This window comes from Kitasatospora sp. NPDC051984 (genome assembly GCF_044593455.1).
GTDB lineage: Bacteria > Actinomycetota > Actinomycetes > Streptomycetales > Streptomycetaceae > Kitasatospora.
The window spans coordinates 37,769-61,459 of the sequence record NZ_JBIUCB010000027.1; the positions used below are offsets into that span (position 1 = coordinate 37,769).

The window sequence follows — 23,691 nt, forward strand, 5'->3', positions numbered from 1 at the left end:
GGCGTCCCGTCCTGAGCCGCCCTTCCGAGATGAGCCGTCTTGTCCTTCTCCCTCCGCCTGCGCCGGGCCTCCGCGGCCGGTGCGCTGCTGGCCGCCGCACTGTTCGCCACCGCCTGCGAGCCCGCCGACACGGCGCCCGCCGCGCCGTCCACACCCGCCGTCGTCAGCAGCAGCGCGCCATCGCCCAGCGCGTCCGGGACGCCGTCGCCCACGCCGACACCGAGCCCGACACCGAGCCCGACGCCGAGCCCGAGCGCCGAGACGCCGACCCCGCCGGCCACCCAGCCGCCGCAGCCCGCGCCGAAGACCACCACCGCCAAGCCGCCGGCGGAGCCGACGCACACGCAGGAGGCGGCGGGGTGCCACCCGTTGTCGAACGCGGGGAACTGTTACAAGGCGGGCCAGTACTGCCGGGCTTCGGACCACGGGGTGTCGGGTACGGACGCCTCGGGGCGCACCATCCGGTGCGAGGACAAGAACGGCTGGCGGTGGGTCGCGGCCTGAGGCCCGCTCAGCGGCGCGGTCCGTACATGATCACGCCGACGCCGGCCAGGCAGATCAGCGCGCCGAACACGTCCCAGCGGGTGGGGCGGAAGCCGTCCACGACGACGCCCCACAGCAGGGAGCCCGCCACGAAGACCCCACCGTACGCGGCCAGCACCCGGCCGAAGTTGGCGTCGGGCTGGAGGGCGGCGGTGAAGCCGTACAGGCCGAGCGCGAGGACGCCGAGGCCGGCCAGCCACCACGGGCGGGACTCGCGGACGGACTGCCAGACCAGCCAGCAGCCGCCGATCTCCAGCAGCGCGGCCACGGCGAACAACGTGATCGAACGGGCGGTACTCACCGAACAACCCTAGACGGCGGCGCCCCCGGACCCGACAGCACCGGGGCCGGGGGCGCCGCACGTGGGCGTCAGTGACCGTGCTCGCTGCGGCCCGCGCGGCGGGTGATCGAGTAGTGGTCGATCTGGGTGCCGTTCTCGGCGAGCGCGGTGACCTTCATGGTGCTGGTCGCACCACGGTGCGCCGGGGTGACGTCCACCTTGATGAACGAGTAGCCGGTGTAGCGGACCCGCGACCACTGCACGGTCTCCGCGACCTTCACGCTGCCCTTGTCGAAGTGGTAGGTGACCACCTCGTCCTGGTGGTTCTCGTGGCCCTCGTAGGTGTCGGGGGCGTCGAACGAGTACAGGCTGCGGCCGGCCGCACCGGCGGTCACGTACACCACGCCGTCCTTGGCCGGGTCGATGCCGGCACCGCTCGGCACCGCCTTGTTGACCTTGTTGCCGAGGATCGCGTCGGTGCGCTCGTACACGTGGTTGTGGCCGTTGATGACCAGGTCCACCCGGTACTTCTCGAACAGCGGCACCCAGGCGTCCCGGACGCCGCCGTCGGAGGCGTGCTGGTGGGTGGTGGAGAAGGCGCAGTGGTGGAAGAAGACCACCACGAAGTCGATCGCCTCGTCCGCCCGCAGCTCGCGCAGCTTGCGCTCCAGCCACTCGGTCTGGCGGCCCGCGGTGATGCCCAGGTTGGCCGGGATCTCGTAGGAGACGTCGTTGGCGTCCAGCGAGATGACGCCCACGTTGCCGTAGTTGAACGCGTAGACGCCGGGCGCCTTGCGCGGGTCCGGGCCGTTGGTCGGCAGGGTGAAGCGGGCGTCGTCGCCGCCGTACCCGTTGTGCGAGTACCAGGCCTCCATGTCGTGGTTGCCGTAGGCGACCATCCACGGGATCTTCGCCGCCACCGTCTCGGTCTGCGCGAGGAACGCGTCCCAGGTCAGCGCGTTGAACGCGACGCGGTCGCTGTCCTTGCCCTGGCCCATCGGGTCGGCGTAGCAGATGTCGCCGGCGTGCAGGTGGAACACCGGCTTCTGGGCCAGGATCACGTGGTCGTTGCCGGCCGCGTGCGAGGAGACGCCCTGGTCACCGAAGGCGGTGAAGGTGAACGGCTCGAACGGGCGGCCCCGCCGGCCGTTGCGGGACGGCGCGGTGGTGAAGGTCTGGAGCGTCGAGATCGCCTGCTGCGACGCCGGGTCGAAGCCCTCGTGGCCGACGCCGTAGTAGTAGGTGGTGCCGGGCTGCAGGTGGTTCAGCTCCACGTGCAGGTAGTACTGGTCGACCGGGGTGGCACCGTCGACCAGCGCGGGGGTGTGCAGCGCCCGAACCTCGGCCTCGATCTTGTGGCTGAGCTCCCACGGGTGCCGGCCGAAGCGCAGGAACGGCTTCTTCACCGGCGCCGGCACCTGCCAGGACACCCGCATCTGGGTGTCGGCCTCGGCACCGAACTGCAGGTGACGACCGACCGGGGCGACCAGCGCACCGGACACCGCGTCCGTCGCGTTGCCCTGCTTCGCGGCCTGGTCGGCGAACGCCGTGCCGGAGCCCAGCGCCCCGCCGACGGCCAGCACGCCGACCGTCACCGCGCTGGAGCGCAGCAGGGTGCGGCGGGAGAGCTTGCTGCGCAGGTACTCGTGCTGCTCGGCCATGTTCATGCGAGCGGCCAGCTGGGCGGGCACGCCCATGTTGGGGATATCCATGCGCGGGAGACTGTCAGTGACCGGTGGCCGCCATCCGGATGCTCGGTGAACGAGCGTCATCGCGTCGGTCTGGCCGAGCACATGATCAGACCATGTGTTGGTAAAGCCACCTCCGCCGCGAGGTGCCCGGCCCGATCATGACTCGTCGTCACAGCTCACAGCGGGTCACCCGGCACCTCCAGGTACGCCGCGAGGTGCCCGGCCCGATCACGACTCGTCGTCACAGCTCACAGCGGGTCACCCGGCACCTCCAGGTACGCCGCCCGCAACCGCGCCAGGCCCGCCGCCTCGACATCGAACTCCCGGCCGTCCACCGCCGCCACCGCCCGCACGCCGGTGGTCGCATTGGTCGCGAACACCGCGTCCACGCCCGCCAGTTCCCGGCCCACCCGCTCCTCACTGCCACCGCACTCCTGCCGCAGCAGCGCCATCGCCGTACCCGCCAGGTACTCCCCCTGCGGCCACACCACCTCACCGCCCCGCAGGAACCCGACGTTCCACGTCGCGCCCTCCGTCAGCCCGCCCGCCTCGTCCACGAACAGCGCGTCGTCGAACCCCGCCTGCTGCGCGAGCCGCCGCTGCCGCAACGCCCCGAACAGCGCCACACTCTTCACCTCCGGCAGATCCCGCCGATACCGCACCGTCCGCACCCTCGTCGCCCCCGGCACCCCACTCCCCGCCGAACGGGCCGTCACCAACACCCGGGGATGCGCCGGCCCCCCGACACTCCCCAGGTCGATCGCCGGATCGAACAACGTCACCCGCACCACCACCGCCCCCCGCGCCGGAGCCTGCCGCCGCGCCAACTCCCGCACCCACTCCCGATCCGGCCGCACCCCGAACACCGCCGCACAGTCCCGCTCCAACCGCGCCAGATGCAACCCCAGCCCCCGCACCCGGCCGTCCTCCACCAACATCGTGGTGAAGTGCCCGTAATTCGTCAGCGCCAACACCTGCAACTCCCCGACCGTCACCGGCCGCCCATCCAACTCCGCTCTGTTCACGCTCCCCATTCTCCGCACCCGCCCACTCAGTACCGGCACACCAGCACCCCGCCGAGGCACCCGATCCAAAATGCCCCCTCGGACTCGATCACGTCCGCCACGATCTCGGCGGCCCGCGCCACCGTCTCCCGGAACGGCACCCCGCACTGCCCCGCCCATGCCTCGTACGACGCCAGGTGCGCCACCACCGGTGCCGGATCGGTCAGTTCGATCACCCCGGGCAACGGCCGCACCCGCACCTCCCCGAACACCTCACCGAGGATCCCGGGTGCCCGCTCCAACGAGAACCGCGCACTCAGCGACACCCGCCCCGGCCCCTCCGCCACCCCGAGCACGTCCCCGGCCGCCCGCGCCCAGAGCCGGTCCAGCTCCACTTTGTCGCTCTCGCTGTTGGTCGAAGCGATCAGCACCCCGCCGGGCCGCAACACCCGCGCCAACTCGCCGACCGCGCCCGGGATGTCGCCCACGTGGTACAGCATGTGCAGGGCCAGCACCGCGCCGGCGCTGTCGTCGGCGAAGGGCAGGGCTTGGGCGTCGGCCACCAGCACCGGCTTCTCGACATCGGCGAGGATGCCGGCCGAGATGTCCGTCCCGACAACCCGGAGGTCCGGGCGGTCCCGGTGCAGGCGGCTCACGAACTTGCCGTTGCCGCACCCCACATCGAGGACGGTCCCGCTCGTATCGGCCAGCTCCTCGACGACGATCCCGGGCAGGTCGTACTGCGGCCACTGCCACCGGTAGATCGACTGGCGGGCGGCCAGGTGGCGTCCGTCGGCGTAGGCGCTGTTCGCAAGGATCGCCTTGTCCGCAACGGCGGCGTCCTGCTGTGCAGTGTTGCTCGTCACTGGGGCAACTCCGGAGGGTTCGTGGGTGCGGGCCGGGAGCAGGCTTCTCCGACACTCTCATGGAGCCTCAGGGAGCCCGCGTACTTCTCCTCCACGCCGGCTCTCTGCACCCGGTAGCCTCACCCGACGGATTTGCTGCGACGAGTGGGGGTACCGATGGCCGGACGGGTTGTGTTCAGGGACGAGGCGGGGCGGGAGCTCACGGAGGAGGACCTGGCCGGGGTGAGCGGGGAGGTGGGGTGGGAGCTCGTCGGGGGTGAGGAAGTACCGGCGCAGGCGCGGCTGTTGCATCAGCGGGGGCGGGAGGCTGGGGAGCGCGGCGAGTACGAGGAGGCGCTCGGGCTGTTGGGGCAGGCTCAGGCGCTGGCGCCGGGGTGGCCGCATCCGTCGTACGACGCGGCGTTCACGGTGTTGTTGCAGGGTGACGCTGTGGGGGCGGAGAAGCTGTACGCGGAGGTGGACCGGATCGCGCCGCGCGGGTTCTTCACCTGCAAGACCACGCTGGACACGCTGCGCCGGGAGCTTCGCGGCGAGCTGTTCGACGGTTTCAGTCAGGCGTTCCTGCAGCTGGAGTGGCTGGAGGATCCGACGCAGAAGCGTGAGCTGCTCCAGGGCATCGTGCAGCGCTTCCCGGATTTCCCGCCGGCCTGGAAGGAGCTGGCCGCGCTGCTGACCGACCCGGACGAGCAGATCGACGCCCTGGAACGCGGGCTGGCCGGGGACCCGGACGGGGAGACCCGGGGGATGCTGCTGGTCAACAAGGCGCTGCTGCTCCAGCACACCGACCCGGCGGCGGCGGTCGCCGTTCTCGGCGAGCTGGCCCTCGATCCGGAGTCCACGCTCGGCGCCGAGACCATGGCCAAGATCGTCCTGGCCCAGCTGACCGGCCAGGGCTGACCGACCCGGAAATCTCGGTGCGACCCACGCGGGCGGCCGGATAGGTTCGAAGGATGACTGCGACCGAGACCCAGCGCCGCCCCGTTCCGTTCAACGACAGCGGCGAACTCGACACCGCGCTGGCCTTCCTGAGGTTCGCCCGGGAGTCCGTCGTCAAGAAGACCGAGGGGCTGACGGAGGAAGAACTGCGCCGCGTCCTGGTCGGGACGGGGACGAACCTGCTGGGTCTGGTGCAGCACCTGACGGCGGCCGAGCGGTACTGGTTCGGGCACCATGTGGCGGGCCAAATGGCGTACGAGAACGTGGACTTCGACATGGCGGTCCCGGCGAACACCAGCGCCGGGCAGGTGCTGGCCGCATACGCGGAGGCGATCGAGGCCAGTGACGCAGCGATCGGCGCGTCCGCCGACCTGTCGCGTCCGGTGGCGGTGCCGGTCCGTGAGGAGTTGCTGTCGGTGCGCTGGGTGGTCGCCCACATGACGAGTGAGACGGCCCGGCACGCCGGTCACGCCGACATTCTGCGGGAGCAGATCGACGGCGCGACCGGCCGGTAGTACGCGGATCAGGCGGTGGCGGCTGCCGCTGCCCGGCCGGCGGTGCGGCCGGTGAAGAGGCAGCCGCCGAGGAAGGTGCCTTCGAGGGAGCGGTAGCCGTGGATGCCGCCGCCGCCGAAGCCGGCTGCCTCGCCTGCCGCGTAGAGGCCGTCCAGCACCGAGCCGTCGGAGCGCAGGACGCGGGAGTCGAGGTCGGTGTGCAGGCCGCCGAGGGACTTGCGGGTGAGTATGTGGAGCCGGACGGCTATCAGCGGTCCGGCGGCGGGGTCGAGCAGGCGGTGCGGGGTGGCGGTGCGGATCAGCTTGTCGCCGAGGTAGCGGCGGGCGCCGTGGATCGCGGTGACCTGGAGGTCCTTGCCGAAGGGGTTGGCGATCTCGCGGTCGCGGGCCTCGATCTCGCGGCGCAGCGCGTCGGCGTCGATCGCAGGGGCGCCGTCCTGGCGCTCGTTCATGCCGCGCACGAGCTCCTCCACCGTGGAGGCCACCACGAAGTCCGCGCCCCGCTGCTTGAAGGCCTCGACCGGCCCGGGTGCGCCGGGCAGCGCCCGCCCGAGCACCCGTCGAAGGGAACGCCCCGTCAGGTCGGGGTTCTGTTCCGAGCCGGAGAGTGCGAACTCCTTCTCGATGATCTTCTGGGTGAGCACGAACCAGGTGTGCTGGTGGCCGGTGCGCATGATGTGGTCGAGGGTGCCGAGGGTGTCGAAGCCGGGGAACAGCGGGACGGGGAGGCGGGCGCCGGTGGCGTCGAGCCAGAGCGAGGACGGGCCGGGCAGGATGCGGATGCCGTGCCGGGCCCAGATCGGGTTCCAGTTCTCGATGCCCTCGGTGTAGTGCCACATCCGGTCGCCGTTGACGAGTCCGGCGCCGGCTTCGGCGGCGACGTCGAGCATCAGGCCGTCGACGTGCGCGGGGACGCCGGAGAGCATCCGGGCGGGCGGGGTGCCGAGCCGTTCGGGCCAGGCGGCGCGGACCTTGTCGTGGTTGCCGCCGATGCCGCCGGAGGCGACGATCACGGCCTGGGCGCGCAGTTCGAACTGCCCGGCGACGGTGCGGGAGCTGGCCTCGCCGCGCGGTACGGCGGACGGCGCGAGGATCTCGCCGGTGACGGTGTCGAGTGAACCGCCGCTCGCGGCAAGGCCTGTGACGCGGTGCCGGAAGCGCAGCGTGACCCGTCCGGCCCGGACGGCGTCGCGGACCCGGCGGGCGAACGGTTCGACCAGGCCGGGCCCGGTGCCCCAGGTGATGTGGAAGCGCGGGACGGAGTTGCCCGGTCCGGTGGCGAGCAGTCCGCCGCGTTCGGCCCAGCCGACCACCGGGAACAGCCGGACGCCCATCGCGTGCAGCCAGGCCCGCTTCTCGCCGGCCGCGAAGTCGACGTACGCCTCGGCCCAGCGGCGCGCCCAGGCGTCCTCGGGGCGGTCGAAGCCCGCGGTGCCGAGCCAGTCCTGCCAGGCGAGTTCGCGGGAGTCCTTGATCCGCATCCGGCGCTGTTCGGGCGAGTCGACGAGGAAGAGTCCGCCGAAGGACCAGTGCGCCTGCCCGCCGAGCGACCCGGCGGGTTCCTGGTCGAGCAGGATGACGCGCCGTCCGGCGTCGGCGAGTTCGGCGGTGGCGGCCAGGCCTGCGAGGCCGGCTCCGATCACGATGACGTCGGCGTCGAGGGCCATCCGAGGTCCTTCCCAGAGACAGTGAGCCCCGATCCTGCGGCCACCCGGCCGCGAGGTCAACCCACCGGTAACAACGCAGGAGCCCCCGCCCCACCGATTCAGGCGGAACGAGGGCTCCCGAAGGGCCGTCACGGCTTGACGCGGACCACCTGCGGGTCGTGGTCGGAGGCCTGCGTGGCGAACTCGCTGTTGATGTGCACCACGTCGTAGCGGACGTGCTGCTGCTTGAACGCGGGGCTGACCAGGATGTGGTCGAGCACCTGCGAGTTGCCCTGGTAGACGTACGAGTAGCGCTCGCTCGCGGGCAGGTCGTTCACCAGGTCGCGGAGCACGCCGTCCTTGGTGAGGGTCTGCATCGCGGGCGAGAACTGGTAGTCGTTGAAGTCGCCGAGCGAGACGATCCGGGCGTTCGGGTCGGCGGCCTCCAGCTTGGCGATGAAGGCGTGCTCGATCTCGGCCTGCTTCTGGCGCTGCACCTCGGAGCTGCGGGTGGGGGCCTGGAAGCGGCTGTCGATGCCCTGGTCGCCGCCCTTGCTGTTGAAGTGGTTGGCGATCACGAAGACCGGCTTGTTGTGGAAGCTGAACTGGCCGACCAGCGGCTTGCGGCTGCTGTTCCAGGCCTCGTTGTTCGGGTCGATGCGGCCGGGCGAGGCGGTCAGCGAGGTGCGCTTGCCGGTGCCGGTGACGTCGACGGCGGTGGTGGAGTCGCCGCCGGCGATGTCGGTGAAGGAGACCCGGTCGGGGTTGAACAGGAAGACCTGGCGGATGTTGCCGCCGGGCTGGCCGCCGTCCTTGTCGTTCACCGGGTCGATGGAGCGCCAGTCGTAGGCGGGGCCACCGGCGGCCTTGACCGCGTCGATGAACTTCTGCACGGTGACCGAGGCGTCCACGGTGCCGTCGTCGACGGCGCCGCTGTTGTCCTGGATCTCCTCCAGGGCGACGATGTCGGGCGAGCGCAGGTTGGTGACGACGGCCTGGGCGAGCTCGCTGTACTTGGCGTCGGGGTCGCCGGGGGCGAGGTTCTCCACGTTGTAGGTGGCGATGGCGAGTTCGCTGGGCAGTGCCCGGTCGGCGACCTCGCGCTGCAGGCCGTTGTCCTGGATGGTGCCGACGGTGTTCGCGGCGATGGTGTAGCCGCCGAACTGGTTGTAGTCGAGCGGGCCGGCGGTGGAACCGGTCAGCTTGTCACCGACGTTGGCGACCGGGAAGGGCTGCTCGGTCAGCGGCGGCAGCGACTGGATCATGATCCGGCCGTTGTTCGGCTTGTCGTAGCCGAGGTAGACCACGCCGCCGCGGTTGGTGCGCGGGTCGGCCGACGAAGCGTCCACCCAGAGCTCGTGGTACTTGTCCGTGGCCTGCACCACCGGCACGTCGCGGACCTCGACGTTCATGCCCTCCAGCGACTCGTACAGGTCGAGGGCGTACTTCGACGGGTCCAGCGGCAGGTTGTCGATCGAGCCGCCGGCGGCGTCCGGGGCGTACGCGGCCGGGATCTTGGCGGCGTCCAGCACCACGGGGGCGGGCACGGCGTTGCCGGAGGACAGCACGGTGACCTTCGGGCCGGTCAGCTCGGTGACGGACTGCGAGCCGCCCGCGCTGTTCGGGTAGTACTCGCTCACCTTGGCGGTGACCAGCACCGAGTCGCCGACCTTGACGGTCGGGGCGGCGGAGCCGGTGAAGACGAAGACGGCCTCGCTGGTGGCGGGGTTGTTGTCCGGGTTGGGGTCCTGGATCCAGAAGCCCTTGGTGCCGTAGCCGCGCACGCCGGTGACGATGCCGGGGACGTTGGTGACGGTCTTGGTGTTCAGCGGCGATATCCGAGTGGTGCCCTGGATGTCGTGGATCCGCACGTCGCCGGGGACGGGCGTGCCACCGCCGCCGCCGGGGGTGGTGCCGCCGCCCGTGGTCTGGCCCTTGGAGTTGACCGGGGTCGGGTCGCCGGCGGTGAAGTCCTTGGCGTTGTCGTCGGTGTCGGCGAGCGACGAACCGCGGGCCACCGAGGCGCTGTTGGACGCGCCCGCGGCCGGGCCGCTGCCCTCGCGGACCACGGCGGAGCCGAAGCCGACCAGGTCGACGATCCGGGTGTCGGCGGCGCAGTCGGCGGCGGTCTTGCAGCTCAGCGGCGCGGTGCCGTTGACCAGCGCGACGGTGCCGGAGGTGGCGGACATGTTCAGGCTGCCGCCGGCGTCGGCGGCCGGGAGGTCGGCGGTGCCGCCGGCGCCGGGCGCCTCGGAGATCAGGTAGCGGCCGCCGGCCGGGATCGAGCCGTTCAGCGGGGTGACGCCCCACTGGGTGGTGGCGCCGGGGCTGCCGGGCAGGTACTGCACGCTGTAGCCGGACAGGCCGAAGGCGGCGCCGGTCGGGTTGCCGAGCTCGATGAAGTCGTTCTTCAGCGTCGCACCGGAGTTGCCGCCGCCGCCGTACACCTCGGCGATCACCGCACCGGTGGACGGCGCGGCGAACGCGCCCGGCAGCGGGACGAGGACCAGGGACGCGGCGACCGCGGCCGGCGCGGTGACGCGCAGCAGCGTGCGGCGGGAGCGGCGGGCGGGGGTGGGGCTGGGCACCTTGGCGGGGCTCCTTCGTGGCAGGACCATGGCCCGGTCGCCGTCACTCGGGCGCCGGGTGGCATTGAGGGTTCGTCAGGAGGCTGACCGCCGGGGCCTCTCCGGCCCTGCCGGGCGGGCCCCGAACGGCAACTCGCGTAGATCCAGCCAGAAAGATACGCGCGTAGAAGTTGGCCCGACAAGGGCCTTGACGTGAACTTCTCGCCACCGAGCGGGTACACCCCGGCCCCCGCACATGCGAAAGGGGCACCCGCCGGGTGCCCCTTGTGCGCTGACGACGCGTCGGTCAGGACTGCTCGCGCAGCCCCGCCGACCACTTCTGCTCGACCTTGCCGAACTTCCAGAACGCCATCGCGGCGCCCCAGGTGAGCACGAACAGGCCGACGATCACGTAGCCGACCAGGTTGAGGTCGAGCGAGCCGATCCAGCCGATCGGGCCGCTGGTGATGTCCAGCTTCTCGGCCAGCAGGCCGACCAGCTCGACCACGCCGATCACCAGCGCCACCAGCACCGACAGGCCGGTGACGGTGAGGTTGTAGTAGATCTTGCGGACCGGCTTGGAGAACGCCCACTCGTAGGCGAAGTTCATGAACGAGCCGTCGATGGTGTCCAGCAGGCTCATGCCCGCCGCGAACAGGATCGGCAGCACCAGCAGCGCGTACCAGGGCAGCGAGAACGCGGCCGCGCCGCCGGCCAGCACCAGCAGCGACACCTCGGTGGCGGTGTCGAAGCCGAGGCCGAACAGCAGGCCCACCGGGTACATGTGCCAGGGCTTGGTGACCGCCCGGGTGACCTTGCCGAGGATCCGGTTCAGGAAACCGCGCTTGTCGAGCTGGCGCTCCAGCTCGGCCTCGTCGAAGTCGCCCTGCCGCATCCGCCGGAACACCTTCAGGATGCCGTTGAAGGCGCCCAGGTTGATCAGGCCGATCAGCACCAGGAACGTGCCGGAGACGGTGACGCCGATCAGGCCGGTCGCCTTGTGCAGCGCCGACTCGTCGGACTCGACCTGCCCGGCCAGCGAGCGGATGCCGAACGCCAGCAGGGCGCACAGGCCGAACACGATCGAGGAGTGCCCGAGCGAGAACCAGAAGCCCACCGAGAGCGGGCGCTTGCCCTGGCCCATCAGCTTGCGGGTGGTGTTGTCGATGGCGGCGATGTGGTCGGCGTCGAAGGCGTGCCGCATGCCCAGGGTGTACGCCGTCAGGCCCATGCCGGCGCCGAACACCTGGCCGCCGACGTCGTAGTGCTTGGGCGCGATGACCGCCAGCAGGGTGAACCAGCCGACCACGTGCAGGGCGAGGACGAACGCGGCCATTCCGGCCAGCCGGATCCACTCCTCGCGGGTGAGCCGGTCGCGCAGGCGCGTGGGCGCGGGCATTGGGGAGGTCCTTCCGGGAGGGTGGCGAGCCGCATCATCCTTCCTTTGATCAGCTCGTAATTGCAAGTCATATGCAACTGAAAGCCAAAGGCGCACAACGGCGCGATCCCCGGCCCCGCCCGGCCCTCCCCAACCGAACCGATCGGAAAGCTTCCTGACGGTTCGTGAGCCGAAATCCTTGACCCGGACGATTGGTCCAGTCCAATCTAGGTGACGCGCTCACCCCAAAGCGCACAGGCTCCCACCTGGGCCCGTCGGGCCACCGCACCTACCGGACAAACCCCACTGACTCCGGAGGTTCCTCCATGCTTGAACGGGCCACGCCCGCACCCGGGTCGACGCGCCGGGCCCCCTCCCGTCGCCGCGCCGGCGCCCTCGTGGTGGCCGCCGCCATGACGGTCGGCTCCACCGCGCTCGCGCTCTCCATGGGCAGCGCCTCGGCCGCCGCCGTCAACCTGCTCGCCAACGGCGACTTCGAGACCGGCAGCCCGAGCGGCTGGACCTGCACCAGCGCCTCGGTGGTCAACACCGGCGCACACGGCGGGACCTACGCACTGAACGCCAACGCCACCGCCGGCGACACCGGCCAGTGCCAGCAGACCGTCACCGTCCAGCCGAACACCAAGTACACCCTGGCGGGCTGGCTCAAGGGCAACTACGTGTACCTGGGCGCCACCGGCACCGGCGTCAACGCCTCCACCTGGACTCCGGCCGCGGCCAACTGGACCCAGCTGAGCACCACCTTCACCACCGGCGCGACCACCACCTCGGTGACGGTGTTCACCCACGGCTGGTACGGCGCCGGCGCCTACCAGGCCGACGACCTCAGCCTGACCGGCCCCGACGGCGGCGGCTCCCCGAGCCCGTCGACCTCCGCGAGCGCCAGCGCCTCGGCCTCGGCCAGCCCCTCGCAGAGCGCCTCCCCCAGCCCGTCCACCTCCACCTCGCCCTCGCCGTCCGCGAGTTCCAGCTCCGGCACCGGCAACGGCCCCGCCGGCGACGGCAAGATCACCGTCCCGGGCGGAGTGACGGTCGGCAGCACCACCGCCAACGCCGTGGTGCTGAAGTGGAACGCCTCGACCGACTCCACCGACAACTACGTCGGCTACAAGGTCTGGTCGAAGGGCCAGCTGGTCGGCACCTCGATGGGCACCTCCATCGCGATCTCCTCGCTGCTGCCGAACACCTCGTACACCTTCACCGTCCAGGCGTACGACAAGGCCGGCCACGCCTCCCAGCAGTCCGCCGCGGTGACCACCTCCACCGCCGCCGCGCCCGCCACCGCCAAGCCGGTCAAGTCCGCCTACTTCGACCAGTGGTCGGTGTACGACGCCGCCTACTACCCGAAGAACGTCGACACCTCCGGCGCGGCCGGCAAGCTCGACGTCATCTCCTACGCGTTCGAGAACATCCACCCGACCAACCTCAACTGCTTCGAGGCGGTCAAGGCCTCCGACGCCAGCCACGAGGACAACCCGAACGCGGGCGACGGCGCGGCCGACGCGTACGCCGACTACCAGATGGACTACAGCGGTGCCATCTCCGTCGACGGCTCCGGCGACGACTGGCAGCAGCCGCTGAAGGGCAACTTCAACCAGCTGCGCCAGCTCAAGGCGAAGAACCCGAACCTGCGGGTCACCCTGTCGCTCGGCGGCTGGACCTACTCCAAGTACTTCTCCGACGCGGCGGCCACCGACGCCTCGCGCAAGAAGCTGGTCTCGTCCTGCATCGACATGTTCCTCAAGGGCAACCTGCCGACCGGCGTGGCCGGTGACGCCTCCGGCGGCGCCGCCAGCGCCGCGGGCATCTTCGACGGCATCGACATCGACTGGGAGTACCCCGGCTCGGCCGGCGGCCACACCGGCAACCACTACTCCGCCGCCGACAAGCAGAACTTCACCGCGCTGCTCGCCGAGTTCCGCAGCCAGCTGGACACCTACGGCGCCAGCCTCGGCAAGAAGTTCCTGCTCACCGCGGCCCTGCCGTCCGGACAGGACAAGATCTCGTCCATCGAGACCGACAAGATCGGCGCGTACCTCGACTACGCCGACATCATGACCTACGACATGCACGGCTCCTGGGACGCCACCGGCCCCACCAACCTCCAGGACCCGCTGCACGACAGCCCCGCCGACCCGACCCTGCCGATCGCCCCCGGCACCGCCAAGTACAACGTGGACACCGCGCTGGCCGCCTACACCACCGGCCTCCCCGAGTACGGCATCACCGGCGGCTTCCCCGCCAACAAGATCGTCCTCGGCGTCCCGTTCTACTTCCGCGGATGGACCGGCGTCCAGGCCGGCAACAACTACGGCCTCTACCAGAAGGCCACCGGCGCCACCCCCGCCAAGCCCGGCAGCCAGGAAGCCGGCCTCGCCAGCTGGCGCGAGCTCACCCTGACCGCCCAGAACACCCACTGGGACCCGATCACCGAGTCCACCTGGGTCTACGACGGCACCAACTTCTGGACCGGTGACGACCCGAAGGCCATCCAGGCCCGCGCGGCCTACGCCAAGTCCAAGGGCCTGGCCGGCATGTTCGCCTTCGCCCTGGAGAACGACGACAACTCCGGCACCCTGCTGAACTCCCTCTTCACCAGCCTGGGCTGACACCTCGTCGCACAATGAACGGACGGCCCGCCGCATCTTCCCCATGGGTGCGGCGGGCCGTCACTATGTCAGGACTGCTGGGCGAGCAGCAGCCGGGCCTCCGCGCGGAGTCGGTCCTCCTCGCGCATGTTCCAGAAGTGGTCCTCCCCGACCGGTACGCGCTGGTCCGTGGCCAACCACCCCTCGAGCAGCGCCCGGTGCTCGGGCGGCAGCGGCCGGCCGATCCGGCGCAGCACGGTGAGGGCGTGGACGGCCGGCGCGCGGCGGGACAGTGCGGCGAGCAGGACGGGGAGGGCCCGGTCGGGGTCGCCGGTGATTCGCCAGTGCGCTTCGGCGGCTTCCACTCGCTGCCGCGGGTGGCCCTCCGTCAGGCAGCGTTCCACCAGTGGCAGCAGCGGCGCGCCGGGCGGGCCGAGCAGGGCGATGTCGGCCAGGCAGTCGGTGCGTTCGGCGAGCAGGTGCAGCGCGGGTTCGGGGTCGGCGCCGAGCCGGGCGGCGGCGACAGCGGCCGCGGGGGCCAGGTTCCGGTCGCCCCTGGTCACCAACTCGCCCAGCAGGTTGAGGAGTTCGGGGTCGGTGAGGCCGGTGCCGCCGAGGAAGCGGACGAGTTTCACGGTCGGGCGGGCGCCCAGCAGCGCGGTCAGTTCGGGCAGCAGCGGGGCGGCGTTCTCCGGCGTGAGGGTGTCGAGGAGTTCGTCGGCGCGGCCGTGCATGCTGCCGCACCCGCCGCAGGGCTTCGGGGCGAGGGCCCGGCGGCGCAGGTCGAGGTCGTCGGTGCGGGCGGCGAGCGCGTCGAGTGCGGCCGCTTCGGGCTGGGGGACGGTGGTGAGCAGGCGGGTGTCGCCGGCCCGGCCGAGGGCGAGTTGGGCGGGCCGGTGGATCCGCCAGTCGGGGTCGGTGGTGTGCGGCAGTACCGCTTCGACGATCGGGCCCGGGTCGGCGCAGCGGGCGACGAGATCGGCCAGGCCGTCCAGGACTCTCATCCGCCAGTACCACTCGTGCTGGTGGGGCAGCGCGGCGGCCAGCAGCGCGGCGGCCTCCTCCTCGTATCCGCGCCAGCGTTCGGCCAGTCGCAGCGCGCGGCGGGCCCCGCGTCCGTCGTGGTCGCCGGCGGCGATCCAGGCGGCGGCGACGGCCCGGGTCGCCTCCGCGTCCTCGTCGAGCAGGTGCCGCAGCCGGTCGTCGGTGTTGCCTACGCCGGGGAACCACTCGCCCGAGACCACCCGGAACGCCGGGTCGCCGCCGTCCGCGACCAGGACGTCCAACAGCTCGGCCGGGTACGGAAGTTCGGCCGCCTCCAGCAGCCCGAGCGCGGCGGTGGCCCGGACGGCCGGCTCGGGGTCGGCCAGCGCCGCCCGCAGCCGCCCGGCCGGGTCGGCGTCGAGGAAGCGCAGCACCGTCAGCGCCTCGGCCCGCACGGCGGGCGCCGGGTCCTCGCGCTGAAACGCGGTCAGCGCGGCCACCGCGAGCGGCAGACACTCCCCCGCCGCCGCCCAGCGCGCCACCCGGACGAGCCGGCGGCGTACCTCGGGGTCGGGGTCGTCGCGCAACAGGCCCAGCAGGCCCGGGAGTTCCCCGGCCGCCAGGGTCCGCCCCGTCACCTTGTCCTCGAACCCGAACTCGTCCGCCTCGCCCTCGCACTCCTCCTCGGCCCCGCCGGTGGTCGCGATGAACGCCAGCATGTCGTCCCGCCGGTGGACGGCGTGCACGGCGGCGTGCGCCAGGTACGGGACGGCGGCGGCCCCCGCCGAGGAGACCGTCCCCTGATGCAGGGCCCGGTTGAACAGCTCACCGAGCACCCGATCGACCACCGCCCGGTCCTCGTCGTACAGCCCGCGGATCCAGTCGGGGACGTCGGTGCCGCTCCCGTACGAGTGCTCCAGCGATGCCCAGTCGGTCAGGTGCAGTTCCCCAGGTGATCTCACGAACGCCGGACCTTAGCCGAGCGCCCTGACAAGGCCCTACGGCTGTTGGTCGAGCAGCAGCCGGACTTCTTCGTGCAGCCGCTCTTCGTCCTGCCGGCTCCAGAAGATCTCGTCCGCCATCACGGCCGGGTCCAAGTCCCGCCAGCCCTCCACCAGTGCCCGTTGCCCGGGTGGCAGGGGTTGGCCCGTCCGGCGCAGCACCGACAGGGCCTGCACGGCCGACCAGGTCGGGATGGGCCCGGCGATTTCGGCGAGCAGCGCAGGGACGGCCCGGGTCGGGTCGCCGGTGATCCGCCACAGGGCCTCGGCGGCGTCCACCCGCGTCCTCGGGAAGTCCGCTGCCAGGTACGGCTCCACCAGTGGCAGCAGCGGCGCGCCGGCCGGTCCCAGCAGGGCGGCCTCGGGCAGGCGGTCGGCGTCGGTGGCGAGGCGGTCGGCGAGCAGGCGGAGGGCCGGCCCGGGATCCGCGCCGAGCCGGGCGGCGGCGACAGCGGCGGCGGGCGCCAGCAGGTGATCGGTGCGCTGCGCCAACTCGTCCAGGGCGGCCAGGAGTTCGGGGTCCGTGAGGCCGAGCTCGCCGAGCAGGTGGAGGAGGCGACGGTTCGGGCAGGTGCGCAGCAGCGCGGTCAGTTCGGGCAGCAGCGGGACGGCGCTCTCGGGGGTGAGGGCGTCGAGGAGTTCGTCCGTGCTGCTGTGCGAGCCGCCGCAGCCGCCCGGGCAGGGGTGCGGGGTGAGGGCCTGGCGGCGCAGGTCGAGGTCGTCGGTGCGGGTGGCGAGTGCGTCGAGGGCGTCCGGGTGGGGTTCGGGGACAGTAGTGAGCAGGCGGGTGTCGCCGGCCCGGGCGAGGGCGAGTTGGGCGGGCCGGAAGATGCGCGGGTCGGGGTCGGTGGCGTGCGGCAGCACCGCCTCGGCGACGGCGGCGGGGTCGGCGCAGCGGGCGACGCGGTCGGCGAGGCCGTCCAGGACGCGCATCCGCCAGTACCACTCCCGCTGGTGCGGCAGCGCGGCGAGGAGCAGCGCGACGGTCTCCTCCTCGTAGCCGCGCCAGTGGGTGGACAGCCGCAGCGCGCGGCGGGTGCCGCGTCCGTCGTGGTCGCCGGCCGCGATCCAGGCGGTGGCGAGCTCGTGGACCAGCTCCGGGTCGTCGTTGATCAGGCGCTGCAGGCGGTCCTCGGTGCTGCCGACGCCCGGGAACCACTCGGTCCAGACCAGCCGGAAGTCGGGGTCGCCGCCGTCCGCCACCAGGACCGCCGGCAACTCGGGGGTCGGGTCCTCCTCCAGCAGGGCGAGCGCGGCCGTGGCCCGGACGGCCGGCTCGGCGTCCTCCAGTGCCGCGCGCAGCAGCGGGCCCGGGTCGGCGTCGAGGCGGCTCAGCACCGTCAGCGCCTCGGCCCGCACCCGCACGACGGGGTCGTCGCGGTGGCAGGCCGTCAACGCGTCCAGCGCCGGCCGCAGGCTGTCCCCGGTCGCGCGGCGGGCCACCCGCACGGCCTGTCGGCGCACCTCGGGGTCGGGGTCGCGTATCAGGTGCAGCAGGCCGGGCAGTTCCTCGGCGACCAGGCCGCACCCTTCCTGCTGCGGCCCGGGCCAGGTCTCCGCCTCCGTACCGCCGGTCGCCGCCAGGTACGCCAGCATGAGGTGGCGCCGGTGGACGGCGTGCACGGCGGCGTGCGCGACGTACGGCACCGCCGCGACGCTCGCCGGGTAGACCGAGCCCTGGTGCAGCACCCGTCCGAACAGCTCGTCCAGCGCCCCGTCGACCACCGCCTCGTCCTCGGAGTACAGCGCGCGGATCCAGCCGGGCACGTCGGTGCCGTCCCCGTACGCGTGGTACAGCGATGCCCAGTCGACCAGGTGCAGTTCCTCAGGTGTTCTCACGAGCACCGGAACCTAATGATCCACACTGACAGAGCAGGGAGTTGGCATGCCCTTGGGGGGTGCTTGGCAAACCCGGGAAGGTGCTGGGAGGCGGCTGTGAGCCAGATGAAGCCGTACCTTACGATCATCGGGTGCCGAGCCTGACCGGAGTCCCGATCCAGATCATCGCCAGCCTGCTGGCGATCGCCGCCTTCGCCGCCACCATGTGGCTCTGGCCCCGGTTGGGCGGCCGGAGCTGGCGGGCGTGGCTCGGGCGGCTGGGGGCGTTCTTCGGGACGCAGATCGTGGTGCTGGCCGCGATGGGGCTGGTCGCCAACTCGTACTTCGGCTTCTACTCGACCTGGAGCGACCTGCTCGGCCTGGACGGCAGCCCGGGCACGGTGGTGAACCACGAGCCGGGCGGCAAGGCCGTCTCGGTGACCGGCGAGCAGAAGATGTACTCCTCGCAGGGCTCCGCGCAGGACCGCTCCGGCGTGATCCAGAAGGTCGAGATCCGCGGCGAGCACTCCGGGCTGACCGGTACCCCGGCGTACGTGTACCTGCCGCCGCAGTACTTCCAGCCGGCCTACGCGGGGACGAAGTTCCCGATGCTGCTCGCGCTGTCCGGCTACCCGGGCACGCCGGAGAAGCTGATCTCGCTGCTCCAGTACCCGGCGTCCACGCTGAAGGCGATCGAGGCCAAGGAGATGCCGCCGACGGTGCTGGTGATGATGCGGCCGACCCTGGTCGCCAACCGCGACACCGAGTGCATGGACGTGCCGAACGGGCCGCAGGCGGAGACCTTCTTCACCGAGGACCTGCCGAAGGCGATGTCCACCGCCTACCGGATCGACGACCGGCCCGAGGCGCGGGCGGTGATCGGCGACTCCACCGGCGGCTACTGCGCCGTCAAGTTCGCGGTGCGCAAGCCGGATTCGTACCGGGCGGCGATCGCACTGTCCGGCTACTACGAGGTCCACAACGACCCGACCACCGGCGACCTGTTCGGCGGCAGCGCCGAGGTCAAGCAGGACAACGACCTGCTGTGGCGGCTCCAGAACAAGCCCGCACCGCCGGTCTCGCTGCTGCTCGCCACCAGCCGCAACGAGGAGAACTACCCGGCGACGCAGCAGATGATCGGCGCGTTCAAGGCCCCGACCCAGCTGTCCACCATCACCCTGGACACCGGCGGCCACAACTTCCACACCTGGACCCGGGAGATCCCCCCGGCCCTCACCTGGCTCGGTAGCCGGCTCCCGCAGCCGACTGCCGCCGCGAGCTGACGAACCGTGGGCTGCACGGAGATCGCAGCCCGCTCATAGCCGGCCTCATCGGGTTCTCGGGCACGCCACCCCACGTGTCTCCCATGACCACGTCCAGTTCCGTTCCTCCGACCAGCGAGCCGTGGCCCGCCGCCGCGAGCCCCCCCCCGGGGGGGGGGACGCGAACGGCCTCGGGTCATTCCACGCCGGTCGACAACTGCCGCGTCAGCCGCCGCACAGCGACAGCATGGTCTTCTTGTCGGCGGGCGTCACCGGCAGCTGGTACTTCAGCGAGACCTGCGCCCAGCGGATCGCGTAGGAGCAGTGCACCTCGGTGTTGGCGGGCAGCCAACTGGCGGGGCCGGAGTCGCCCTTGGAGGCGTTCTGCGAGCCGTCCGCCGGGATCAGGTTCAGCGGGTCGTTGGCGATCTGCACCCGCTTGGGCTTCTCCCACTGCGAGGCGCCCTGCTGCCAGTCGTAGGACAGCGGCATCACGTGGTCTATCTGTATCTTCGACGCCTGCTGCTTGTTCCAGTCCACCGTCTTGCCGGTGTACGGGTCCCAGATCGTCATTCCGGTGACGACGCACTCGGAGCCGTCCTTGTGCTCCACCTTCTGCCCGTCCCGGGCCAGCATGTCGTCACGGGTGGCGCAGCCGTTGTGGCCCATCGGGACACCGTCCACGTTGTCCGTCCACGGCGGGCCGAACTGGTCGCGGTCGTAGCCGGTCTTCGGACCCGCGTCGGCAGTCTTGACCTTTCCGATCAGATCCCGCCCCGCCTTGCGGTCCGCGTCGCTGGTGACGGGCGCCAGGCCGGGCTTGGTGCCGTCCGGGTTCTGCAGCGGGTTGGTGCCCTTGGAGGCGGACTGGGCCGACTGGGGCTTCGAACTGCCGGTTGTCGATGCCTTGTTGGCACTGGTGCACGCGCCGAGGGCGAGCGATCCGAGCAACAGGGCGGCGACTATGACGGGGCGGCGGGATCGCACGGTATTCCTCTGCGGGTGGGCGAGTCTGACGGCCCACCAGAAGACCAGCCGGTCAAGCACGGGTCAAGGCGACCACGCCGCAGCATGACACACCTCACAATCCGGGCAAAACCTGTCCGTACGAAGGATTCGCCGAGGCCCGGGGGCGGGGGCGCAGACTGGCGGCATGACGGAATTGCGGGTGCCGGCCCTGGTGCTGGCGGCGGGCGGCGGGTCCCGGCTGGGCGGGCGGCCCAAGGCGCTGCTGCGCTACCGGGGGCGCACCCTGCTGGAGCACGCGCTGCTGGCGGCGCGGGACGGCGGGTGCGACGAAACCGTGGCGGTGCTGGGCGCGTCGGCGGCGGAGGTCCGGTCGCGGGTCGACACCGGCGACTGCGTGCTGGTCGACAATCCCGCCTGGCCCACCGGGCTTTCCTCTTCTCTGCGCGCGGGCCTGGCCGCGCTGCCGGCCGGGGCGAGTGCGGTGCTGGTGCTGCTGGTGGACACCCCGGGCGTCACGGCGGAGGCGGTGCGCAGGCTGCTGGCGTCGCACGCCCGGCGCACGGATCTGGCGGCGTGCGCCTACTACGGGCGCCGGGCGCACCCGGTCCTGATCGGCGCGGCGCACTTTCCCGAGCTGCTGGCCACTTCGACCGGCGATGCGGGCGCCCGCGCCCTGCTGTCCTCCCATCCGGTCGCCCTGGTGGACTGCACCGGCGTGGCCGCCCCCGACGACCTGGACACCCCGGCGGATCTGGCCCGATGGCATATCAGTTGACGGTTCGTCAGCCCATCCGCACCTTTTCCCCGCCTCAACTGCGGTGCAGGATTGCCTCATTCCGCACCGGGCCGGAGCCCGATCGGCGAGGATGGAGGGCATCCCTGCCAGCTCGACCCAGACGGACGGTGCCCACCATGCCGCTGCCCGAGGACGCCGCAGATCCGGCCCGGTTCTCCCCCGGTTCGCCGTCGGGGGCCAGTCAACTGCGCTGCCCGGCCTGCCGTCGCGAGCACCGCTACGAGCCGCCGAGCCTGCCCTGCCCGTGCGGCGCACAGCTGCGGGTGCCGCTGCTGCGCGGCGGGGTGCCGGTGCAGGTGCGGTTCCGCTCCTGGGAGGACTCCTGGGTGAGCATGCGCTGCCCGCACTGCGGGCGCAACGACCAGTGGCCGCAGCCGGAGTTCACCTGCGACTGCGGGGCGACGGTGCGGATGCCGGTGGACCGGGCGCCGAAGCTGCAGAGCGCGGGCCCGCGGGCGACCCGTCCGGCCGAGGCGGCCCGTCCGTACACCACGGCGGTGCCGCCGCTCTCCCCGCCGGACCCGCTCGCGGCCGGTTCGGGCCCGGCCCGGGCGCTGCGCCCGCCGTTCCGCCCGCAGCCGGTGCGCACCCCGCAGGACGCGGTGCTGACGGCGGCCCGCTACTTGCAGTGGCTGGGCTTCGACGACCTGGAGCTGACCACCAGCCAGGAGCGCGACTCGACCAGTCTGCTGGGCGGCCGGATGGTGGCCCGGGTGGACACCTGGACGGAGCCGGCCGACGTCAAGGCGGTGGAGTGCCTGTGGCTGGAGACCCTGCACAGTGAGCAGGTCGCGGCGGCGATGTTCACCGTCTCCGGCTACTCCCGGCAGGCCATGGTGCGCGGCGAACAGCTGCTGGTGGCCCTCTTCACGCTGGACGCGGCGGGCATCCCGCAGCCTTCGAACGGCGCGGCCGAGGCGCTGATGGAGACCGGCTGGACGTCCTGACACCCCGTCACGCCACCGTCACCCGGAAGCACGTCTTCCGGATTTCCTCACGCTCGTGATCTGGTGCACAAGCTCCTACGCGTGTTGAATTGCCGCCACGACGCGGGCCCTTGGGGATTGGGGAGGGCCGGCTGGTCGCTGCATGGCGCGCACAAGGAGGTGGCGTTGTCGGTGCACGGGACTGCCCCGGGGGGCATGGCGGACGTCGTCTGGCGGCTACGGTCGCGGGGCTGCTGGCAGGAGGCCGCGGACCTGCTCCGCCCGCAGGCCGGCCGGGATCCGACGGCGGCGCTCCAGCGGGCCGAACTGCTGATCGAGCAGTGCCTGTTCACTGCGGACCACTGGGAGCGCGCGGAGGACGCCCTGCGCCAGGCGGAAGCCTCGGTCGCCGGCAGCGAGCACCGCGCGGCGGCCTCCTGCGCACGCGGCTACCTGGCGTACGTGGCCAGCGTGTTGAGCCGCCGGGACCGGCTGGACGAGGCACAGGCCGCGCTGGGCCGCACCTCGGCGCTGCTGCCGCCGAAGGCGCCGGGCCGGCCACTGCTGGACTTCCGGCGCGGGCTGGTCGCGGAGAACCTGCTGCACGATCCGGCGGCGGCGCACAGTGCGTACACCCGGGCGCACGAGGGGGCCAGGGAGCGCGGCGACGAGCTGCTGCGCTCCTCGACCTGGTGCCACCTGGCGGGGCTGGCAGCGGCAGCGGGCGATCCGGAGCGGGCCCGGGAGGGTTTCGGGGCGGCACTGAAGCTGCGTGAACAACTCGGGTTCACGGTGGGGGTGGCGCCGGCCCTGGCCTCGCTGGCGGAGGTGTCGGAACCGGCCGAGGCGGAACGGCTGCGCGCCGAGGCGTCCCGGCTGGTCCAGGCACTCGGCGGGGTGCCGGTGTGGCTGGCGCGGCGGCTGGGCCGGGTCCCGGCGAGGGCGGCGGAGCCGGAAGACGGCGCTGTGCGCGACCCGCGGCACGGCATCAGCTAAGGTGAGCCTTACCTGTCCGGGGCGAGCAGTGGCCCGGACAGGTCCACCGCGCCGTGCCCGGGCCCCGCTCCCGGGGTACCACCCAGGGAGCCCGCGTGACCGCGCACCAGGTCGAGCAGTTCCCCGCACCGACCGCCGCCGACTCCCAGGTGTTGCACGGGAGTTGGCGGCGCCTCACCGAGGTCTTCCCGGGCCTGCGGATCCACCCGGCCGCCCCGCGCACCGGCGCCGGCTGGACCACCGCCGCCGCCCTCGCCACCGACCCGGCCGCCCTCGACGCGACGATCGCCTTCGACGAACGCCTCGGCCTCGAGCTGTACGGCGCCCCCACCCGCCCGGACGTCACCGCCGGCTTCAGCCTGCACCGCTACGCCTGGCCGGCCGCCCTCGCCTTCACCCTGCCGTGGTTCCTCGAGCGCCGCGTCCCGGTGCTCCCGGTCGAACGCGTCTCGATCAACCGCGCCACCGGCGAACTCACCGCCCGCCCGACCGCCCTCCACTGCCTGCCGGACGACCCCGCGGCCGACCGTCCGAACGCCCTGGTCGTCCCGGACCGCCCGGCCCTCGACGCCGCACTGCGCACCGCGCTCGCCGATCATCTCGCGCCGGTGCTCCGCGCTTTCCGCCCCCGCGTGCGACGCGGCCCGCGCACCCTCTGGGCGCTCGCCACTGACGACGTGGTGAACGGCCTCTGGTACCTCGCCACCCTGCTCGACGAGGAGCCCCGGGCCGTGGCCGAACTGACCGCCCTGCTGACCGCCGACGCCTCCTCGGCCCCGTTCGTCGGCCCGCCCGGCTTCCGCGAGGAAGGCGGACACCGCACCAGGACCAGGGTCGGCTGCTGCCTGTTCTACACGGTCCGGCCGGCCGAACCCTGTTTCAGCTGCCCCCGCAGCAAATAGCT

At 72.3% G+C, this 23,691-nt stretch carries 19 protein-coding genes; 9 read left to right on the forward strand and 10 right to left on the reverse strand.

Going from position 1 to position 23,691, the window contains the following annotated elements; translation table 11 throughout:
• The first annotated feature begins 39 nt into the window (after positions 1-39).
• Complete coding sequence (locus ACIHEI_RS32500; protein WP_396609217.1) at positions 40-504, forward strand: hypothetical protein; 465 nt, start codon at positions 40-42, stop codon at positions 502-504.
• 7 nt (positions 505-511) lie between these two features.
• On the opposite strand, the gene ACIHEI_RS32505 is transcribed toward ACIHEI_RS32500, so the two are convergent.
• The 4 genes from ACIHEI_RS32505 to ACIHEI_RS32520 form a co-directional block, all read right to left on the reverse strand.
• On the reverse strand, positions 512-844 hold the full coding sequence (locus ACIHEI_RS32505) for a YnfA family protein (protein ID WP_396609218.1): 333 nt from the start codon (positions 842-844) through the stop codon (positions 512-514).
• Positions 845-912: 68 nt separating this feature from the next.
• Positions 913-2,535, reverse strand: coding sequence for a purple acid phosphatase family protein (locus ACIHEI_RS32510; protein ID WP_396609219.1), 1,623 nt, complete (start codon positions 2,533-2,535; stop codon positions 913-915).
• 227 nt (positions 2,536-2,762) lie between these two features.
• Positions 2,763-3,539, reverse strand: coding sequence for an aminotransferase class IV (locus ACIHEI_RS32515; protein ID WP_396609220.1), 777 nt, complete (start codon positions 3,537-3,539; stop codon positions 2,763-2,765).
• 26 nt (positions 3,540-3,565) lie between these two features.
• On the reverse strand, positions 3,566-4,384 hold the full coding sequence (locus ACIHEI_RS32520) for a class I SAM-dependent methyltransferase (RefSeq protein WP_396609221.1): 819 nt from the start codon (positions 4,382-4,384) through the stop codon (positions 3,566-3,568).
• Positions 4,385-4,540: 156 nt separating this feature from the next.
• On the opposite strand from ACIHEI_RS32520, the gene ACIHEI_RS32525 reads away from it, so the two are divergent.
• The gene (locus ACIHEI_RS32525) at positions 4,541-5,281 is read left to right on the forward strand and encodes a hypothetical protein (protein WP_396609222.1); all 741 of its coding nucleotides are present in this window, start codon (positions 4,541-4,543) and stop codon (positions 5,279-5,281) included.
• Positions 5,282-5,334: 53 nt separating this feature from the next.
• Positions 5,335-5,835: a DinB family protein gene (locus ACIHEI_RS32530; RefSeq protein ID WP_392948406.1), complete on the forward strand. Its 501-nt coding sequence runs from the start codon at positions 5,335-5,337 to the stop codon at positions 5,833-5,835.
• Between the two features lie 8 nt (positions 5,836-5,843).
• Here ACIHEI_RS32530 and ACIHEI_RS32535 read toward each other — a convergent pair whose 3' ends face one another.
• The 3 genes from ACIHEI_RS32535 to ACIHEI_RS32545 all read right to left on the reverse strand — a co-directional run bounded on the left by ACIHEI_RS32535 (position 5,844) and on the right by ACIHEI_RS32545 (position 11,447).
• Positions 5,844-7,502 (reverse strand): FAD-binding dehydrogenase, encoded by a 1,659-nt coding sequence (locus ACIHEI_RS32535; RefSeq protein WP_396609223.1) that lies wholly within the window; start codon positions 7,500-7,502, stop codon positions 5,844-5,846.
• A gap of 128 nt (positions 7,503-7,630) precedes the next feature.
• Complete coding sequence (locus ACIHEI_RS32540) at positions 7,631-10,069, reverse strand: endonuclease/exonuclease/phosphatase family protein (protein WP_396609224.1); 2,439 nt, start codon at positions 10,067-10,069, stop codon at positions 7,631-7,633.
• 286 nt (positions 10,070-10,355) lie between these two features.
• Positions 10,356-11,447: a HoxN/HupN/NixA family nickel/cobalt transporter gene (locus ACIHEI_RS32545; protein ID WP_387645602.1), complete on the reverse strand. Its 1,092-nt coding sequence runs from the start codon at positions 11,445-11,447 to the stop codon at positions 10,356-10,358.
• A gap of 305 nt (positions 11,448-11,752) precedes the next feature.
• On the opposite strand from ACIHEI_RS32545, the gene ACIHEI_RS32550 reads away from it, so the two are divergent.
• Positions 11,753-14,056: a glycosyl hydrolase family 18 protein gene (locus tag ACIHEI_RS32550; protein ID WP_396609225.1), complete on the forward strand. Its 2,304-nt coding sequence runs from the start codon at positions 11,753-11,755 to the stop codon at positions 14,054-14,056.
• Positions 14,057-14,124: 68 nt separating this feature from the next.
• Here the strand turns inward: ACIHEI_RS32550 and ACIHEI_RS32555 are convergent, their stop codons facing one another.
• Both ACIHEI_RS32555 and ACIHEI_RS32560 read right to left on the reverse strand, forming a co-directional pair.
• Entirely contained in the window at positions 14,125-15,981 is a 1,857-nt protein-coding gene (locus ACIHEI_RS32555) for a hypothetical protein (protein ID WP_396609226.1), read from the reverse strand.
• A 36-nt stretch (positions 15,982-16,017) separates the two neighbouring features.
• Positions 16,018-17,859, reverse strand: coding sequence for a hypothetical protein (locus ACIHEI_RS32560; protein ID WP_396609227.1), 1,842 nt, complete (start codon positions 17,857-17,859; stop codon positions 16,018-16,020).
• A 131-nt stretch (positions 17,860-17,990) separates the two neighbouring features.
• Here ACIHEI_RS32560 and ACIHEI_RS32565 point away from each other — a divergent pair, with 131 nt between their 5' ends.
• Positions 17,991-19,121 carry an alpha/beta hydrolase gene (locus ACIHEI_RS32565; RefSeq protein ID WP_396609228.1) on the forward strand — a complete coding sequence of 377 codons (1,131 nt, stop codon included), beginning with the start codon at positions 17,991-17,993 and terminating at the stop codon, positions 19,119-19,121.
• Positions 19,122-19,325: 204 nt separating this feature from the next.
• On the opposite strand, the gene ACIHEI_RS32570 is transcribed toward ACIHEI_RS32565, so the two are convergent.
• Positions 19,326-20,087, reverse strand: a complete 762-nt coding sequence (locus ACIHEI_RS32570) for an HNH endonuclease family protein (RefSeq protein WP_392948428.1) — start codon at positions 20,085-20,087, stop codon at positions 19,326-19,328.
• Positions 20,088-20,253: 166 nt separating this feature from the next.
• On the opposite strand from ACIHEI_RS32570, the gene ACIHEI_RS32575 reads away from it, so the two are divergent.
• From ACIHEI_RS32575 to ACIHEI_RS32590, 4 genes are all read left to right on the forward strand, one after another.
• A complete protein-coding gene (locus ACIHEI_RS32575; protein ID WP_396609229.1) occupies positions 20,254-20,844 on the forward strand; it encodes an NTP transferase domain-containing protein in 591 nt (196 codons plus the stop codon).
• Between the two features lie 137 nt (positions 20,845-20,981).
• Entirely contained in the window at positions 20,982-21,812 is an 831-nt protein-coding gene (locus tag ACIHEI_RS32580; RefSeq protein WP_392948434.1) for a hypothetical protein, read from the forward strand.
• A gap of 195 nt (positions 21,813-22,007) precedes the next feature.
• The gene (locus ACIHEI_RS32585; RefSeq protein ID WP_396609230.1) at positions 22,008-22,787 is read left to right on the forward strand and encodes a hypothetical protein; all 780 of its coding nucleotides are present in this window, start codon (positions 22,008-22,010) and stop codon (positions 22,785-22,787) included.
• Between the two features lie 95 nt (positions 22,788-22,882).
• Positions 22,883-23,689 carry an iron-sulfur protein gene (locus ACIHEI_RS32590; RefSeq protein WP_396609231.1) on the forward strand — a complete coding sequence of 269 codons (807 nt, stop codon included), beginning with the start codon at positions 22,883-22,885 and terminating at the stop codon, positions 23,687-23,689.
• Positions 23,690-23,691 lie beyond the last annotated feature (2 nt).